Origin of the sequence: Bacillus sp. JH7 (assembly GCF_001563515.1) — a bacterium.
Lineage (GTDB): Bacteria > Bacillota > Bacilli > Bacillales > Bacillaceae_G > Bacillus_A > Bacillus_A cereus.
Map to the genome: position 1 here is coordinate 155,174 of NZ_LPUS01000011.1, position 17,200 is coordinate 172,373.

Here is a 17,200-nt window from a genome sequence, read left to right on the forward strand (position 1 = left end):
ATTTGCCGAATTATATATATATTATGCATTATTTCATATCAAAAATTGTCGAATTCACATTATTGTAGTGGTATGACAACTTAAAAAATTAGATTGTTATAATGGGATGGTGAGTAAGTATGCACGCAGAAAAATTAGGAAGTGAAATTAAGAAAATTAGGGTGATGAGAGGATTAACACAAAAACAGTTATCCGAGAACATATGTCATCAATCGGAAGTAAGTCGAATTGAATCGGGCGCGGTATACCCAAGTATGGATATATTGCAAGGTATTGCAGCAAAATTACAAGTTCCCATCATTCATTTTTATGAGGTACTTATTTATTCTGATATTGAGAGGAATAAGCAGTTAAAAGATCAAATTATTCTGCTTTGTAAGCAAAAAAAATATAAAGAAATTTATAATAGAGTATGCAATGAATTGAAAAAGGAAGAATATCATCCCGAGCTTCAGCAATTTCTTCAATGGCAATATTATGTAGCTGCTTACGTATTGAAAAAAATCGATTACGAATATTGCATTTTAGAATTAAAGAAATTGCTCAATCAACAACTGGTAGGAATAGATGTATATCAGAACCTTTATATTGAAAACGCAATTGCAAACATTTATGCTGAAAACGGCTATTTGAAGCAGGGTATTGATTTGTTTGAAAATATATTAAAACAATTAGAGGCATTGCATGATAATAAAGAGTTTGATGTGAAGGTGAGACATAATCATGCAAAAGCATTATACATAGACAATCAATACGAAGAAGCGCTTTGTCACGCAAATAAAGCCATTGACCTATCGTGTCGAATTAACAGTATGACATTGATTGGACAGTTATACTTTCGAAAAGGTGAATGCTTAGCAAAACTTGGGTGTGATAGAGCAGAAATTGAAGATGCTTACGAAAAAGCATGCTTCTTTTTTGATATATTAGGAAACCATGAATTAAAAGAATCACTTATAAAAAAAATGAAGAAATAAAAAAGACATAAAGAACAAATATGCATAATTGCATAAAGTCTGGATAATTTTTCATGATATATTTAAAGAAAAAATGCGGGTGATGGAATATGAAAAAACTACTTATTGGTAGTTTACTAACGTTAGCGATGGCATGGGGTATTTCATTAGGAGATACAGCATTAGAGAAAAACCAAATAATTTCTCATAATAATCAAGAGATACAATTAGCTAATGAAGTACCTTTTGAGTTCTAAAAAACAACCGTCTTACTTAGACGGTTGTTTTTTTATGGAGTAACATCCAAACGTCTTTACTAGAAACAGGTTTGCTAATAAAGAATCCTTGAATGTGATCACAATTTTGTTTATGTAAAAATTTCCATTCTTCTTCTGTTTCTACACCTTCTGCAATCACTTCTAAATTTAGTTCTTTTGATAGTGTAATAATGGAAGAGACAATTGCTTCTTCTAAAGGGCTAGTTGTAATTCCACAAATAAACTCTCGAGCGATTTTTAATGTGTTGATTGGATATTTTGTTAAATAAGCTAAAGAACTATAACCAGTTCCAAAGTCGTCGATTGAAATTTGAATACCGAGATTTTGAAGTTGTTCTAGTTTTGCAACTACAGATTGATTTTGATTAATTGCGATGCTTTCCGTAATTTCAATATCTAGTGCTTCTGGTTTCAGTTCTGTTTCTTCCAACACCTTTGAAATAGTTGGGATTAAATCTGCATGGTTAAATTGAACAACAGATAAATTTACACCAACTTTTAAGTGAGAAAAACCTTGATTATGCCATCTTTTTGCCTCTAAGCAGGCAGTACGTAAAATCCAATTGCCAAGTTCAATAATAAAACCAGTTTCCTCTGCTAGAGGGATAAATTGGGCAGGAGATACGATACCGAGTTTTGGATGCTTCCAACGTATTAATGCTTCAAAACCGATAATTTGTTTTGTTTTTGTGCTTACTTGTGGCTGGTATTCAAGGAAAAATTCATTTTGTTGTAATGCTTTTGAAAGTTCACCTTCTAAGAATTGAATTTCATTTTGAGCGATACTCATTTCTTTTGAGAAGAAAACAAATCTGTTTTTTCCATTTGCTTTCGCACGGTACATAGCCATATCAGCATTTTTCATTAACTCATTTACATTAGTTCCATAATCAGGGTACATCGCAATTCCGATACTTGGTGTAATAGAGAGTTCTTCGCCTTGAATGAAGAATGGTTTGTTTAAAATAGTTAAAATCTGTTCAGCTATAAAAATTGCACTTTTTTCTGAGTACATTTCTGGTAATAGAATTGTAAACTCATCTCCACCTTGGCGAGCGACGATATCTTTTGAACGCAAGCAACCGCGTAATCTTTTTGCTACTTCAATTAATAATAAATCTCCGACGTCATGACCAAGTCTATCGTTAATTTTTTTAAATCGATCTAAATCAAGGAATATGACGGCAACATCATTTGCGTTAGTTTGGGCTGTATTTAAAATGGCTTTTAAATCTTTTTCGAACTTTCGGCGATTTGGTAATCCAGTAAGTGCATCGTGAAAGGCTAAATGCTCTACTTGTTTTTGTTTTTCATATAAAGTTGTAATATCACGCGCTATCCCAAACATTCCGACCACTTCTTTGTTTATAAAAGTAGGGATAAGTGTAATATGAAGATAATAATAATAGCCTTCTTGTTCTTTTGTACGAACTTCTAACGTTTGTGGCCTACCTTCCTTTGTTATTTGTAAAGCCTTCTTCAGTAGTTCGTGGTCTTTTGAATCAATGAAGTGTAGCAGAGAATAGCTTGCCACTTCGCAATAATAGGCAGTAAATAAGCTTTCGCATGCCTTATTAGATTGTTGAAAAATGCCATTCATATTTAAAGAGAAAACGGCATCGGGATGATCTTCGAATAAAGACTTATAGCGTTGTTCACTTTTTGATAATGCAAATGCACCTTCTTCAACTTCGTCCTCTAGTTGTGTAGTCAACTGTTCATATGTAAGGATTAGTGCTTGATTATCTTTCCACATGTAAAGTTGCCGCAAGAATAACAAAATAAGTGATAATACGAGACCAATTAACATAAATTTATCATCCCAAGGTTGAATGATAATAAAGGAAAAAGTAATAATTATACTAAAATAAGGTAGTATAAAACGTACATAATCGAATCGATAATATTTTGCTTTCGTTTCATGTTGCATTGGTTTATCCAAGATATATAGTATGGAAGAAAGTCCAATTAATAAAATAGAAGCAGTGTGTATTAAATAATTAAATTCAGGAGAAGTTTTCATCCCAAAATTTAATTGAAACAGATGAATGTAACCGTATACGAGTATAATAGTGAAACCGATAATTAATGCGATTCTACTCGAAGAATATTGTTCTCTTCTATATAGACTAATAACGGCGTAAATTACTAATGATTGTGCAATGAAATAGCCAATTAAAATCCAAGTTTCCTTTGTTAACATACGGAAGTTTGAAAGGTCCAAGATAAAAGTTAAAGTGAAATAAATGTTCATAATAACAATAAAGATGCTATCGAATGAAAATTGAGCAAGACCCTTAATAGAGTAAATTTTTATAAACTTTATAGCAAATCCAACAAAGAGTAAAACATATTGTATGATAAAAAAAGGTAATGCTTTATATGAGAATATAACTTGCTTATGAATAGAAAGTGAAGGAAGAAATAAAGTTATCTCCATAGCTAACCCACATAGACAAGTACATAATAATAAAATCCAAAATAATTTATCACCATGCGTCATTTTTCTAATCGCTTTACATAAGCAATAGCAAGAAAAAAGTGCAGCGAAACAGAATAAGAAAAGAATCCCGATTTCTTTTATATTCGTCTCATTTGGTATAAGGAATATCCAAAGAGCAAATATAAATATGTATATTATGACAGATTGTATATACTTTTTTTGATTAATCATATTGTGACTCCGTTTCAATAAAGTTGAATCTCGGGGAGAAAATGCTAATTTAAATAATAGCATATAAAATAGAATATTTTTTACTATAAAAATTACTTTTTTGAAAAAATGGTGCAAAGTTACAATTTACCACTGTAACTTTGCACCACCTATTCTTTTCATTCCTCTTATAGCAGAAAGTTCATCTATTAATTGGAATAGTGCTAAGTCTTTTTGTTTACTTTCAATCATAATATCGAAATTATGATTGTTTTTTTTCGCAATGTGTAAGAAAGGCTTAATAAACTCTAAATCGATATATTCAGCATGGGCCCTAAATTCTTTTTCCGATCTCGGGGAGGAAATGTGAACTTTAGGAGAGATATTTGTATGTGACCAAGTTTCAAAAATTGCAGGAAGCAACTCTTCTAGTGGTTCTTCGCAAAGATTGGCCATATGATGATGATAATCAAATACAAATGGGATATTTTCTTTTTTGCAAATTGATAAAGTTTCAGCGGTTGTATAGGTTTTATCATCGTTTTCAAGAGTCATTTGTTTTTTTATATGTGTAGGAAGTTTTTTTATGTTTTCATGGAAGCGCTCAATTGCCTTTTCTTTATTTCCATAGGCTCCACCTACATGAATATTAATGTAAGAAGAATCTGCAATGCCTATAGCATCCAATATTTTATAATGATAAGTCATATCCGTAATAGCGTTAGTAGTAATATGTGGTTTGTCGCTTGTAAATAGCGTAAATTGATTCGGATGAAAACTTATTCGTAAATTGTGTTCTTTAATTAAAGCCCCTATTTTATGCCAAAGTGGTGTGAATACCCCAATATAGTCAAACTCGACTTCGGGATGTGTTGCAAGTGGGACGATGGAAGACGATAGGCGATATAGTGGGATTTCATGTGCTATATTGTAATGAAGGATACGTATTGTGTGCTCTAAATTTTGCCTTATAATATGGTACAGTTTGTCTTCTCGTTCTTGCTTGCTAAGTTTCTTAAAGCTTGTAAACGTCATTGTTTTGGCAGGAGAACAGTCCCAGAGTGCCATTGCATGTGAGACATATCCAAACCGTATAATCATATGAGATACACCTCTTTTATTCATTGTCTTTCCTATAAAAAGAAAGCAAACATTGTTCCAATCCATTCCTTTCCTCTATCGATAAGAGAAGGCGGGTTTACATCGCTATAGGAAAGTACGGATGCATTCTCTAGATCTTCATGGAATTTATTTTTTACTGTTTGAATGAAATGTTTATTATATAACAGGCAGTTTATTTCATGATTAATATATAAACTTCTCATATCAAAGTTTGCCGTTCCGATATCACAAATATCATCGTCCACTATAATAATTTTGGCGTGAAAAAAACCTTGTTGAAATGCATAAATATTGCAACCAGCCTGTATTAATTTTCGGCAGTACGGGAATTTTGCTTCCCGAACGAGAGGGTGATCAGCTTTTTCTGGAACAAGAATTGTGATTTGAACCCCTCTTTCTCTTGCTTTTAATAAGGCATTCATAATTTTTTTTCCAGGAATGAAATATGGTGTACCGATACAGATTTCTTTTTTTGCCGCGTTAATTAAATGTAAAAAAGTATGCTGTAAATAAGCACCATCAGTCGGAATAAATTGATGCAGGATGGTACCTGGTTGTTGTTTTGGAAAATAAAGAGAAGCATCCAATAAATTCTGTTTCGTATCATCAAACCAATCATGTAAAAATTGCTTTTGTAAATCTTGAACCCCTTCTCCTGTAAGACGTAAATGATAGTCTCGCCATAATCCTAAGTGTTCATTATGCCCTAGATACTCTTCGCCAATATTAAATCCCCCGATATAGCCGGTTTTCCCATCAATCACTGTAATTTTTCTATGATTTCTTTGATTGGCAGAAAAGAAAGGAAGAGGAAATTTTACCTTATGACAAAATGAAAAAGATACACCATGTTTTTGCAGGGAGCGAATAGCTTCGTTTGATAAAGAATGGCTGCCAAATCGATCAAGTAAAAGTCGTACTTCAATTCCTTCCTGAGCCTTATCAATCAACAATTTTAAAAATTCACGACTGATTTTATCGTTTTTTACAATGAAGAATAAAATATGAATGTGGTGCTGTGCTTGTTTTATGTCAGTAAATAAAGCGTCATATAAATCTTTCCCGTATGTATAAAGGCGAAAATCACTTTGACGTAAAGGGAAAGTGCGAGAGCTTACCCGTTTTAAATGAAGAAGTCTCCCGTATGAAAGGTCAATTGTAATCCAAAGAGCAACGGATATTAACAAAAGAGATAAGTAGAGCATCAGTGAATTCCCTCCTTCGCATTCTTTACACCTTCAGTGTGTTACAAATGATACGGGTAGCACGGTTGTTATTATAAACTTCATCAGAGGATAGTATGTTGCACTGATTAAAGTTTCACTTTATCCCGCTTTAACGGGCAGTAAGCTTCCCACCTCAAAAACTGTTGGATAAGTAGAAGTTAGTTTGGAAATCAACTGCCCGTAAAAGCCCGATTGGTTCAACTAATAATCAGCGGGGGAAGAACCGCCCCTACTGATTAAAGTTTCACTTTATAGTTTCACCGAAATAAACAGCTTTATGAAAAAATGTGTTGTTCTATAACAAAAAACTGTTGACTGAATGCTCACTCATTATATAATGGGGATAGGGGATATAATTCAGAAAATTATATATTTTCGAAGATTCAAAAAGAAAGAGGGCTTACAAAGAGAGGGGTAGCATAAAAATGAATAGCTTACTGATTATTAATTGGCTGGCTGCCATTGCTGTTATTGCTTATGCAGGATATTTGTTTGTATATCTTATACGGACGAGAATGGCCTACATACAATTAGGAAAAAAAATTGAGTTTGACCGTCGTTTTAAAGAGCGTTGGGATCTCCTTAAGGTCAATGTTTTCGGTCAGAAAAAGCTGCTGAAAGATAAGAAAAGCGGCATCATTCACGTTATGTTCTTTTACGGGTTTATTCTTGTCCAATTTGGAGCAATTGACTTCGTTTGGAAAGGACTCGCACCAGGATCACATCTTCCACTTGGACCACTATACCCTGCATTTACATTCTTCCAGGAAATTGTCACACTTGTTATTTTAATTGCAGTATTTTGGGCTTTTCATAGACGTTATGTAGAAAAGCTTGTTCGTTTAAAACGTAACTTCAAATCAGGTCTTGTTCTTATTTTTATCGGTGGTTTAATGATTTCTGTGCTACTTGGTAACGGTATGGGACTTATATGGCATGGCGAGGAGCTTTCATGGAGTGAACCAATTGCTTCTGCAATCGCTTACGTTTTTAGCGGGATAAATGAAACCGTAGCCATTTCAGTGTTCTATTTTTCTTGGTGGGTGCATTTACTAATTTTGTTAACGTTTTTAGTGTATGTTCCACAATCAAAACATGCGCATTTAATTGCAGGACCCGCTAATGTATTCTTCGGTCGTCTTTCAAACCCAGGGAAGCTTGAAAAGATTGATTTTGAAGATGAAACGCAAGAAACATTTGGTGTTGGTAAAATTGAAGACTTTAGACAAAATCAACTTATTGATTTATACGCTTGTGTAGAGTGTGGCCGTTGTACAAATATGTGTCCGGCAACAGGAACAGGAAAAATGTTATCACCGATGGACTTAATTTTAAAACTTCGCGATCATTTAACTGATAAAGGAGCTGCGGTAACATCAAAAGCACCTTGGGTTCCAGTAGTTGCCTTCAATAATACACAAGGAAATCAGTTAGCGATGATGGCAGCTGGAAAAGGGCAACAAGAATCAGCGTCTACAACGCTCGCTTACGATCCGAGTTTAATCGGAGATGTTATTACAGAAGAAGAGATTTGGGCATGTACAACGTGTCGTAACTGTGAAGATCAATGCCCAGTTATGAATGAGCATGTTGACAAAATTATTGACTTACGTCGATATCTCGTTTTGACTGAAGGGAAAATGGACGCGGAAGCACAACGCGCGATGACAAATATCGAGCGTCAAGGAAATCCGTGGGGGCTGAACCGTAAAGAGCGTGAAACATGGCGCCAAGGTGATGACGAAGTAACAGTTCCAACTGTAAAAGAAAAATCAAAAGCTGGGGAGGAATTCGAGTATTTATTCTGGGTTGGTTCAATGGGATCATACGACAATCGTAGTCAGAAGATTGCGATATCGTTTGCGAAGTTAATGAACGAAGCAGGCATTTCATTCGCAATTCTCGGTAATAAAGAAAAGAATTCTGGAGATACACCACGCCGCCTTGGAAATGAATTTGTATTCCAAGAGATGGCGACAAAGAATATCGAAGAATTTGAAAAGGCAGGAGTGAAGAAAATCGTTACGATTGATCCTCATGCTTATAACACATTTAAAAATGAGTATCCGGACTTTGGCTTGCAAGCAGAAGTCTATCATCATACAGAATTGTTAGCTCAGTGGGTGAAAGAAGGGCGCTTAAAGCCTGTTCACGCTATTGAAGAAACAGTTACGTACCATGATTCCTGTTATTTAGGAAGATACAACGAAGTGTATGAAGCGCCACGTGACATTTTGAAAGCGATTCCTGGAGTGAATCTTGTAGAAATGGCACGTAACCGTGAAACGGGAATGTGCTGTGGCGCAGGTGGTGGCTTAATGTGGATGGAAGAAACAACAGGTTCACGTATTAACGTTGCTCGTACAGAACAAGCATTAGCTGTACAGCCATCGATTATTGGTACAGGTTGTCCATATTGCTTAACGATGATCAGTGATGGAACGAAGGCGAAAGAGGTAGAAGAGAAAGTTCAAACTCTTGATGTGACAGAGATTTTAGAACGATCTGTTATCGGACAGAAAAAAGAAGCGATGTAATTTGTAAGAATGTATACAACTTTAGAAAGAGGTGCAATGATTGCACCTCTTCTCAACGTAGGGATACCGAGCGAGCGCTCAGTGTTAAAAAATGAAATGGGGGAAAGAAACATGAGTAAAACAGTTATTTTAAGTGCTGCAAGAACACCAGTTGGAAAATTTGGAGGATCTTTAAAAGATGTAAAAGCGACGGAACTTGGAGGAATTGCAATTAAAGCAGCGCTTGAAAGAGCAAATGTTGCGGCTAGTGATGTTGAAGAAGTTATATTTGGAACGGTTATTCAAGGTGGACAGGGGCAAATTCCATCGCGCCAAGCTGCGAGGGCTGCTGGAATCCCTTGGGAAGTGCAGACGGAAACAGTGAATAAAGTTTGTGCATCAGGACTTCGTGCGGTTACGTTAGCGGATCAGATTATTCGTACTGGCGATCAATCACTGATTGTAGCCGGCGGTATGGAGTCGATGAGTAACAGTCCTTACATTTTACGCGAAGCAAGATGGGGATACAGAATGGGTAACAACGAAGTTGTTGATTTAAACGTTGCTGACGGTTTAACATGCGCATTTTCAGGTACACACATGGGCGTTTATGGCGGAGAAGTTGCGAAGGAAGATGGAATTTCTCGCGAAGCGCAAGATGAATGGGCATATCGTAGCCATCAGCGTGCGGTTTCAGCGCATAAAGAAGGGCGTTTTGAAGAGGAAATCGTGCCAGTAACGATTCCGCAAAGAAAAGGCGATCCTATTGTCGTTGCAAAGGATGAGGCGCCACGTGAAGATACAACGATTGAAAAGTTAGCAAAGTTAAAACCTGTATTTGATAAGACAGCGACGGTGACAGCTGGTAATGCGCCGGGACTAAATGATGGTGGTGCCGCACTTGTATTAATGAGCGAAGACAGAGCGAAGCAAGAAGGAAGAAAGCCATTAGCGACAATTTTGGCGCATACAGCAATTGCAGTGGAATCTAAAGATTTCCCAAGAACGCCAGGTTATGCAATTAACGCATTGCTTGAAAAAACAGGCAAGAAAATTGAAGACATCGATTTATTCGAGATTAATGAAGCATTTGCAGCGGTAGCAATTGCAAGTACAGAAATCGCAGGAATTGATCCGGAAAAATTGAATGTAAATGGCGGCGCGGTAGCGATGGGACATCCAATTGGAGCAAGCGGAGCGCGCATTATCGTTACACTAATCCATGCACTTAAGCAGCGCGGCGGCGGAATTGGAATTGCTTCGATTTGTAGCGGTGGCGGTCAAGGGGACGCAGTGATGATTGAAGTCCATTAATTAAAGTTCGAGGGTATAAAATTTATTAACAATTAAGGGGGAAGAAAAAATGGGTGTACAAAACATTGTTGTAATTGGTGCAGGGCAAATGGGATCAGGAATTGCACAAGTATGTGCAATGGCAGGATATGACGTGAAGGTACAAGATTTAAAGCAAGAGCAATTAGATAGAGGAATGGCTATCATTACGAAAAACTTAGCGCGCCAAGTAGAAAAAGGACGCATGAAGGAAGAAGAGAAGGAAGCGACATTAAATCGTCTTACAGTAACGCTTGATTTAGATTGTGTGAAAGAAGCGGATCTTATTATTGAAGCAGCTGTTGAGAAAATGGATATTAAAAAGAAAATCTTTGCGAATCTAGATGAAATTGCTCCAGAACACGCAATTTTAGCGACGAATACGTCATCTCTGCCAATTACAGAAATTGCAGCGGTAACGAAGCGTCCGGAAAAAGTAATCGGTATGCACTTTATGAATCCAGTTCCAGTTATGAAGCTTGTTGAGATTATTCGTGGTTTGGCTACCGATGATGCGGTATATGAAGCAATTGAAGATATTACGAAAAAAATTGGGAAAGTACCAGTTGAAGTGAATGATTTCCCAGGTTTTGTATCAAACCGCATTTTACTACCGATGATTAACGAAGCAATTTATACGTTATATGAAGGTGTAGCGACGAAAGAAGCAATTGATGAAGTCATGAAGCTTGGTATGAACCATCCGATGGGGCCTTTGACACTCGCTGATTTTATCGGTTTAGATACGTGTTTATACATTATGGAAGTGTTGCATGAAGGGTTAGGAGATAGTAAATATCGCCCATGTCCATTATTACGTAAGTATGTGAATGCAGGATGGTTAGGGCGTAAAACAGGTCGTGGATTCTACGTTTACGAATAAATGCCCCCTTTGTTACAACATAGTGGTCTTACCAAATTATTTAAAGGATATATAGCAAATGGAGGCGGAATATATGAACTTTCGTTTTAATGAAGAGCAGCAAATGATGAGGAAAATGGTTCGGGATTTTGCACAGAAGGAAATAGCCCCCTTTGTTCCTAGTATGGAACAAGGGGTGTTCCCGAAAGCGATTTTGCAAAAGATGGGTGAGCTTGGATTAATGGGTATTCCAGCGCCTGCAAAATACGGCGGGGCAGAAATGGACTTTATTTCTTACATTCTAGCAATTGAGGAAATCTCAAAGGTAAGTGCAACAGTTGGTGTAATTTTAGCTGTACATACGTCAGTTGGAATGAATCCGATTTTATATTTCGGAACAGAAGAACAGAAGAAAAAATATGTTTCTAAACTTGCAACCGGGGAATATTTAGGTGCATTTGCTTTAACAGAGCCAAATGCAGGATCAGATGCAGGGAGTTTGAAATCAAGAGCTGTGAAAAAAGGTGATCATTATATTATTAATGGATCGAAAGTGTTTATTACAAATGGTGGTGAAGCAAGTACATACATTGTATTCGCTTCTACAAATCCAGAGGCAGGAAAAAGTGGTATTTCTGCATTTATAGTAGAGAAAGATACACCTGGTTTAATCATTGGAAAAGATGAACATAAGATGGGACTTCTCGGTTCTCGTACAGTACAACTTACTTTTGAAGATATGAAAGTGCCAGCTGAGAATTTACTTGGGGAAGAAGGACAAGGATTCAAAGTGGCGATGGCGAATTTAGATGTTGGGCGAATTGGAATCGGTGCGCAGGCGTTAGGAATTGCTGAAGCGGCGCTTGGCTGTGCAATTGATTATGCGAAAGAACGTGAGCAATTCGGAAAACCAATTGCGGCGCAGCAAGGGATTGGCTTCAAGCTTGCAGATATGGCAACAAGTGTCGAGGCAGCAAGGTTACTCGTATATAGAGCGGCATCTCTTAGGGCACAAGGATTACCATGCGGTAAAGAAGCATCTATTGCGAAATTATTTGCTTCTAAGACAGCGGTTGAAGTCGCGATTGAGGCGGTGCAAGTATTTGGTGGTTACGGTTATACGAAAGACTATCCAGTAGAACGATTTTTCCGTGATGCGAAAATTACGCAAATATATGAAGGAACAAGTGAAATACAGAAACTTGTTATTAGCCGTGCTTTATAAAAGGGCGAGGGGGAGACGGAGATGCATTTTAAACTATCAGAAGAGCATGAAATGATAAGAAAAATGGTTCGAGATTTTGCTAAAAATGAAGTGGCACCAACAGCAGCTGAGCGTGACGAAGAAGAGCGATTTGATCGAGAGTTATTTGATCAAATGGCAGAGCTTGGTTTAACTGGTATTCCATGGCCTGAAGAGTACGGCGGAATTGGAAGCGATTACTTAGCATACGTAATCGCTATTGAAGAATTATCTCGCGTTTGTGCTTCAACAGGTGTAACACTGTCTGCGCATACTTCACTTGCGGGATGGCCAATTTTTAAATTTGGGACGGAAGAGCAAAAGCAAAAGTTTTTACGACCGATGGCTGAAGGGAAGAAAATTGGTGCATACGGCTTAACGGAACCAGGATCTGGATCGGATGCTGGTGGAATGAAGACGATTGCTAAAAGAGATGGAGACCATTATGTATTAAATGGATCAAAAATATTTATCACTAATGGTGGTATTGCTGATATTTATGTTGTTTTTGCGCTAACTGATCCTGAATCGAAGCAGCGCGGTACGAGTGCATTTATTGTAGAAAGTGATACACCGGGATTTTCAGTTGGGAAGAAGGAGAGCAAGCTAGGGATTCGCTCTTCACCAACGACTGAAATTATGTTTGAAGATTGCCGTATTCCTGTAGAGAATCTACTTGGAGGAGAGGGGCAAGGGTTTAAAGTTGCGATGCAAACATTAGATGGAGGTCGTAACGGTATTGCGGCGCAAGCTGTTGGTATTGCACAAGGGGCTTTAGATGCTTCTGTAGAATATGCAAGGGAGCGCCATCAGTTTGGAAAACCAATTGCGGCGCAGCAAGGGATTGGCTTTAAACTTGCGGATATGGCAACAGATGTAGAAGCAGCACGCCTTTTAACATATCAAGCGGCTTGGCTTGAATCAGAAGGGCTTCCGTATGGAAAAGAATCAGCGATGTCAAAAGTATTTGCAGGCGATGCAGCGATGAAGGTGACGACTGAAGCGGTGCAAGTATTTGGTGGTTACGGTTATACGAAAGATTATCCAGTAGAGCGTTATATGCGAGATGCAAAGATTACACAAATATATGAAGGAACACAAGAGATTCAGAGGCTTGTAATTTCTCGTATGTTAACGAAGTAGGAACGAAAGCGTAGGTATTTTCCTACGCTTTTTCCTTCCAAAAAATAATAGAGAGAGGTGAAGGGAATGGTTAAACATAATGTGCATGCATCGGTGAAAGATGAAAAATTAGTTGCGTTAAGACGTGAACAAATGATTAAAGGTGCGGTGCAACTGTTTAAACAAAAAGGATTTCCGCGTACAACAACGAGAGAGATTGCAAAAGCGGCTGGGTTTAGTATAGGGACACTTTATGAGTACATTCGTACCAAAGATGATGTTTTATATTTAGTTTGTGATAGTATATATGAACATGTAAAAGAAAGATTAGAGGAAGTAGTGTGTACAGAAAAAGGGAGTATAGAAAGTTTAAAGATAGCAATAACGAATTACTTTAAAGTGATGGACGAATTACAGGAAGAAGTATTGATAATGTATCAAGAGGTACGCTTTTTACCGAAAGAATCACTTCCGTATGTATTAGAAAAGGAGTTTCAAATGGTAGGAATGTTCGAGAATATTTTAGAACAGTGTACGGAAAATGGAACATTTACATTAAATAAAAAAGAAATACAGCTTCTTGCGCATAATATTTTTATACAAGGACAGATGTGGGGATTTAGACGCTGGGCGCTGCAAAAACTGTATACGCTCGAAGAATATACAGAAATGCAAATTAGGTATGTATTGCAAGGGGCCCATATGCTTCCGAAATAAGGAACAGACAAATTATAATTTTACTACCCTATAAAAGTTTCCCGTTTTTTTTGTAGCATATTTGTGCGACTTTTGTTTATAATGAATAGTATGGATTTTTTTAAGCAGGCCGTTATATATAAGGTTATATTTGATGAAAGGAAGTGCCGCATAAGTGGATTTTAAGCAATATTCACCAGAAGAGCTAAAAGAATGTTCAATGATTGAAGTTGTACATAGCGTTTTAGGGGATAAAAAACAAGCAACGACATTCAACGAGTTGGTTCAAGAAATCGCTCAAGTGCTGGGACTATCTCAAGAGCAAGTTAATGCGAAAATCGCACAATTTTATACAGACTTAAACATCGATGGACGTTTCATTAATTTAGGAGAAAATCGTTGGGGACTACGCAGCTGGTACCCATATGAGCAAATTGATGAAGAAATCTTGCCTCAACCAAAACCGAAGAAGAAACGTAAAGTTGAAGAAGACGGTTTTGACGACTACATTGAAGAAGACGAAGATGACTTCGACGATGCAGACGTAAGTGAAGATGAAGACGATGTAGAAGATTTGGACAAGGTTCTTGAAGAAGAAGACGGAGATGACGACGATCTTGATGATTTAGACGAAGATGACGACGACTTCGCTGAAGAAGAACTTGAGTATGATGAAACTGAAGAAGAAGAAGAGGAAGAACTGTAGTTCTTGACTTTTCATTATCGTCCATGTAGAATCATTTTTGGGCTCTTTAAAAAAGGACGATAATACTTTTAAAGTGTAAATATAAAAGAAAATTGCTCCCTACTTATTACTTTTTGTGATGAGGGGAGCAATTTTCTTTTTTGTTTTTTGTTTAGAAAATAAAAAGAGTCTAACAATAAGATGGATACAGTGTTATCTACATACGTTGCGCTTTGCAACGGTGATTATATAACAACAGAGTAGAAGGGAGCTTTTTCATGACTAAGTATATTTTTGTAACAGGCGGTGTAGTATCGTCTTTAGGAAAAGGTATTACAGCAGCATCTCTTGGAAGACTTTTAAAAAATCGTGGTTTAAACGTAACGATTCAAAAGTTTGATCCATACATTAACGTAGACCCAGGGACTATGAGCCCATACCAACACGGTGAGGTATTCGTAACAGATGATGGCGCTGAAACTGACTTAGACCTTGGTCACTATGAGCGTTTCATCGACATTAACTTAAACAAATACAGCAACGTAACAACAGGTAAAATTTACTCTTCAGTTCTTCAAAAAGAGCGTCGCGGTGAATATTTAGGAGGAACAGTTCAAGTTATTCCTCACATTACTAACGAAATTAAAGAGCGCGTATATCGTTCTGGCCGTGAAACAAATGCGGATGTTGTTATTACAGAAATCGGTGGAACTGTTGGTGATATCGAGTCTCTACCATTCTTAGAAGCAATCCGTCAAATTAAGAGCGACATCGGTCGTGACAATGTAATGTACATTCACTGTACGTTAATCCCATACTTAAAAGCAGCGGGTGAAATGAAGACAAAACCAACACAACATAGTGTTAAAGAACTTCGTAGCTTAGGTATTCAACCAAACATTATCGTTGTTCGTACAGAAATGCCTGTTTCTCAAGATATGAAAGACAAGCTTGCATTATTCTGTGACATCGATACAAAAGCAGTTATCGAAGCTCGCGATGCAGATACTTTATATGCGGTTCCATTATCTCTTCAAGAACAAAACATGGACCAAATCGTTTGTGATCACTTAAAATTAGACAATCCAGCTGCAGATATGACAGAGTGGACTGCGCTAGTTAACAAAGTGCGTAATCTTTCTAAGAAAACAAAAATCGCTCTTGTTGGTAAATATGTAGAACTTCAAGATGCTTATATTTCTGTTGTAGAAGCACTTCGTCATGCTGGTTACTCATTCGACACAGATGTAGAAGTAAAATGGGTAAATGCTGAGCATGTAACAGCAGAAAACGTAAAAGAATTAGTTGGCGATACAGATGGTATCCTTGTACCAGGTGGCTTCGGCGATCGTGGTGTAGAAGGTAAAATCGTTGCGATTCAATATGCTCGTGAAAACAAAGTTCCATTCTTAGGAATTTGCTTAGGTATGCAACTTGCATCAATCGAATTCGCACGTAATGTATTAGGTTTAGAAGGTGCTAACTCTTCTGAAATCAACCCTGACACACCATATGCAATCATCGACTTATTACCAGAACAAAAAGATGTAGAGGACCTAGGTGGTACACTTCGTCTTGGTCTATACCCATGTAAGCTTGCTGAAGAAACAAATGCTTACAATGCTTATAATGAGCCGGTTGTATATGAGCGTCATCGTCATCGTTATGAGTTCAACAATCAGTTCCGTCCGGATATGGAAAAAGAAGGATTTGTATTCTCTGGTACAAGCCCAGACGGCCGTCTAGTTGAAATCATTGAATTAAAAGACCACCCTTGGTTCGTGGCAGCACAGTTCCACCCAGAACTTGTTTCTCGTCCAAACCGTCCACAACCATTGTTCCATGACTTCGTAAGAGCTTCTATTACGAATAAAGAGAGCAAGTAATAAAAAAAGCGCCTGAAATAAGGCGCTTTTTTTAATATTCATTTAACATTTCATCGATTGTAAATTTGATTCCGTGATAAGCAAATAAAGCTACTATTAAACTTGGGAATCCGTAGCGATTACCTTCATCGTCTGGAATAAGACCTTTTAACAGTTTTGTATCAATATGTACGTCTGTATATCGTTCGAGTGATTCCGTACCTTCTTGAAGAGCAGAAATGCCGACAATAGAGTGTCCCTCTTCTTGTAGTTTTTTTGCAATTTCTACAATCGCTTCATCTGTTGAAAAACGGCTAATAAGAAGTACACGATCTGCAGAAGTTACTTCTACTTCTTTACCATTTTCAAATAATCGTTTTGCTTGCTTCATTGGTTCAGCACCGAATAGTGCTTCAGCAACGACACCCTCCATTTCATTTGTACCATGTAAATAAATGAAACCTTCGCCAATTAATGCTTGAGCAAGTAGACGGGCGCTATCTTCTATATTCATTTCCTCTTTTTGAGAAACTCTGGAGAAATAACCACTTAATTGAGTTGAAAAAATTTTTAACATAATGTTACTCCCTTCGTACGTGTTTACCGGCTTTCATTATAGTTTATTTTTTTAGAAAGGTGAAATT

General features: G+C 37.1%; 14 protein-coding genes. 10 read left to right on the top strand and 4 right to left on the bottom strand.

Annotation, left to right across the window (positions count from 1 at the left end; translation table 11 throughout):
• Positions 1-119 precede the first annotated feature (119 nt).
• Positions 120-977, top strand: coding sequence for a helix-turn-helix domain-containing protein (locus tag AU379_RS18140; RefSeq protein ID WP_000542925.1), 858 nt, complete (start codon positions 120-122; stop codon positions 975-977).
• 89 nt (positions 978-1,066) lie between these two features.
• Positions 1,067-1,213: a quorum-sensing peptide PapR gene (locus AU379_RS18145; RefSeq protein ID WP_000734726.1), complete on the top strand. Its 147-nt coding sequence runs from the start codon at positions 1,067-1,069 to the stop codon at positions 1,211-1,213.
• Positions 1,214-1,229: 16 nt separating this feature from the next.
• Here AU379_RS18145 and AU379_RS18150 read toward each other — a convergent pair whose 3' ends face one another.
• The 3 genes from AU379_RS18150 to cls all read right to left on the bottom strand — a co-directional run bounded on the left by AU379_RS18150 (position 1,230) and on the right by cls (position 6,214).
• Complete coding sequence (locus AU379_RS18150) at positions 1,230-3,908, bottom strand: DUF4084 domain-containing protein (RefSeq protein ID WP_000609934.1); 2,679 nt, start codon at positions 3,906-3,908, stop codon at positions 1,230-1,232.
• Positions 3,909-4,034: 126 nt separating this feature from the next.
• The gene (uvsE, locus tag AU379_RS18155; protein ID WP_033685829.1) at positions 4,035-4,988 is read right to left on the bottom strand and encodes a UV DNA damage repair endonuclease UvsE; all 954 of its coding nucleotides are present in this window, start codon (positions 4,986-4,988) and stop codon (positions 4,035-4,037) included.
• A 32-nt stretch (positions 4,989-5,020) separates the two neighbouring features.
• A complete protein-coding gene (cls, locus tag AU379_RS18160) occupies positions 5,021-6,214 on the bottom strand; it encodes a cardiolipin synthase (protein ID WP_000966427.1) in 1,194 nt (397 codons plus the stop codon).
• A 446-nt stretch (positions 6,215-6,660) separates the two neighbouring features.
• Between cls and AU379_RS18165 the strand changes: the two genes are divergently transcribed.
• The 8 genes from AU379_RS18165 (at position 6,661) to pyrG (ending at position 16,577) form a co-directional block, all read left to right on the top strand.
• Positions 6,661-8,772 (top strand): (Fe-S)-binding protein, encoded by a 2,112-nt coding sequence (locus AU379_RS18165; protein ID WP_001086776.1) that lies wholly within the window; start codon positions 6,661-6,663, stop codon positions 8,770-8,772.
• Positions 8,773-8,781: 9 nt separating this feature from the next.
• The gene (locus AU379_RS18170; protein WP_157462686.1) at positions 8,782-10,065 is read left to right on the top strand and encodes an acetyl-CoA C-acetyltransferase; all 1,284 of its coding nucleotides are present in this window, start codon (positions 8,782-8,784) and stop codon (positions 10,063-10,065) included.
• Positions 10,066-10,114: 49 nt separating this feature from the next.
• Complete coding sequence (locus AU379_RS18175; protein ID WP_000538880.1) at positions 10,115-10,966, top strand: 3-hydroxybutyryl-CoA dehydrogenase; 852 nt, start codon at positions 10,115-10,117, stop codon at positions 10,964-10,966.
• A gap of 73 nt (positions 10,967-11,039) precedes the next feature.
• Positions 11,040-12,170: an acyl-CoA dehydrogenase family protein gene (locus AU379_RS18180; protein WP_001011165.1), complete on the top strand. Its 1,131-nt coding sequence runs from the start codon at positions 11,040-11,042 to the stop codon at positions 12,168-12,170.
• 21 nt (positions 12,171-12,191) lie between these two features.
• Complete coding sequence (gene acdA / locus AU379_RS18185; RefSeq protein WP_000545549.1) at positions 12,192-13,331, top strand: acyl-CoA dehydrogenase AcdA; 1,140 nt, start codon at positions 12,192-12,194, stop codon at positions 13,329-13,331.
• Positions 13,332-13,397: 66 nt separating this feature from the next.
• The gene (locus AU379_RS18190; RefSeq protein ID WP_000238599.1) at positions 13,398-14,027 is read left to right on the top strand and encodes a TetR/AcrR family transcriptional regulator; all 630 of its coding nucleotides are present in this window, start codon (positions 13,398-13,400) and stop codon (positions 14,025-14,027) included.
• Between the two features lie 154 nt (positions 14,028-14,181).
• Positions 14,182-14,712 (top strand): DNA-directed RNA polymerase subunit delta, encoded by a 531-nt coding sequence (gene rpoE / locus AU379_RS18195; RefSeq protein WP_000346280.1) that lies wholly within the window; start codon positions 14,182-14,184, stop codon positions 14,710-14,712.
• A gap of 257 nt (positions 14,713-14,969) precedes the next feature.
• Positions 14,970-16,577 carry a CTP synthase gene (pyrG, locus tag AU379_RS18200; RefSeq protein WP_000170460.1) on the top strand — a complete coding sequence of 536 codons (1,608 nt, stop codon included), beginning with the start codon at positions 14,970-14,972 and terminating at the stop codon, positions 16,575-16,577.
• Between the two features lie 31 nt (positions 16,578-16,608).
• Here the strand turns inward: pyrG and AU379_RS18205 are convergent, their stop codons facing one another.
• Complete coding sequence (locus AU379_RS18205) at positions 16,609-17,133, bottom strand: DUF2529 domain-containing protein (RefSeq protein WP_061139586.1); 525 nt, start codon at positions 17,131-17,133, stop codon at positions 16,609-16,611.
• Positions 17,134-17,200: the final 67 nt, after the last annotated feature.

What these genes read in the sequence shown, in the direction of transcription:
- uvsE (WP_033685829.1), bottom strand. Translation starts at nt 4,988, where the DNA reads ATGATTATACGGTTTGGATATGTCTCACATGCAATGGCACTCTGGGAC.
- AU379_RS18190 (WP_000238599.1), top strand. Translation starts at nt 13,398, where the DNA reads ATGGTTAAACATAATGTGCATGCATCGGTGAAAGATGAAAAATTAGTT.
- AU379_RS18140 (WP_000542925.1), top strand. Translation starts at nt 120, where the DNA reads ATGCACGCAGAAAAATTAGGAAGTGAAATTAAGAAAATTAGGGTGATG.
- AU379_RS18150 (WP_000609934.1), bottom strand. Translation starts at nt 3,908, where the DNA reads ATGATTAATCAAAAAAAGTATATACAATCTGTCATAATATACATATTT.
- AU379_RS18170 (WP_157462686.1), top strand. Translation starts at nt 8,782, where the DNA reads ATGTATACAACTTTAGAAAGAGGTGCAATGATTGCACCTCTTCTCAAC.
- pyrG (WP_000170460.1), top strand. Translation starts at nt 14,970, where the DNA reads ATGACTAAGTATATTTTTGTAACAGGCGGTGTAGTATCGTCTTTAGGA.
- AU379_RS18180 (WP_001011165.1), top strand. Translation starts at nt 11,040, where the DNA reads ATGAACTTTCGTTTTAATGAAGAGCAGCAAATGATGAGGAAAATGGTT.
- AU379_RS18145 (WP_000734726.1), top strand. Translation starts at nt 1,067, where the DNA reads ATGAAAAAACTACTTATTGGTAGTTTACTAACGTTAGCGATGGCATGG.
- AU379_RS18175 (WP_000538880.1), top strand. Translation starts at nt 10,115, where the DNA reads ATGGGTGTACAAAACATTGTTGTAATTGGTGCAGGGCAAATGGGATCA.
- AU379_RS18205 (WP_061139586.1), bottom strand. Translation starts at nt 17,133, where the DNA reads ATGTTAAAAATTTTTTCAACTCAATTAAGTGGTTATTTCTCCAGAGTT.
- AU379_RS18165 (WP_001086776.1), top strand. Translation starts at nt 6,661, where the DNA reads ATGAATAGCTTACTGATTATTAATTGGCTGGCTGCCATTGCTGTTATT.
- cls (WP_000966427.1), bottom strand. Translation starts at nt 6,214, where the DNA reads ATGCTCTACTTATCTCTTTTGTTAATATCCGTTGCTCTTTGGATTACA.
- acdA (WP_000545549.1), top strand. Translation starts at nt 12,192, where the DNA reads ATGCATTTTAAACTATCAGAAGAGCATGAAATGATAAGAAAAATGGTT.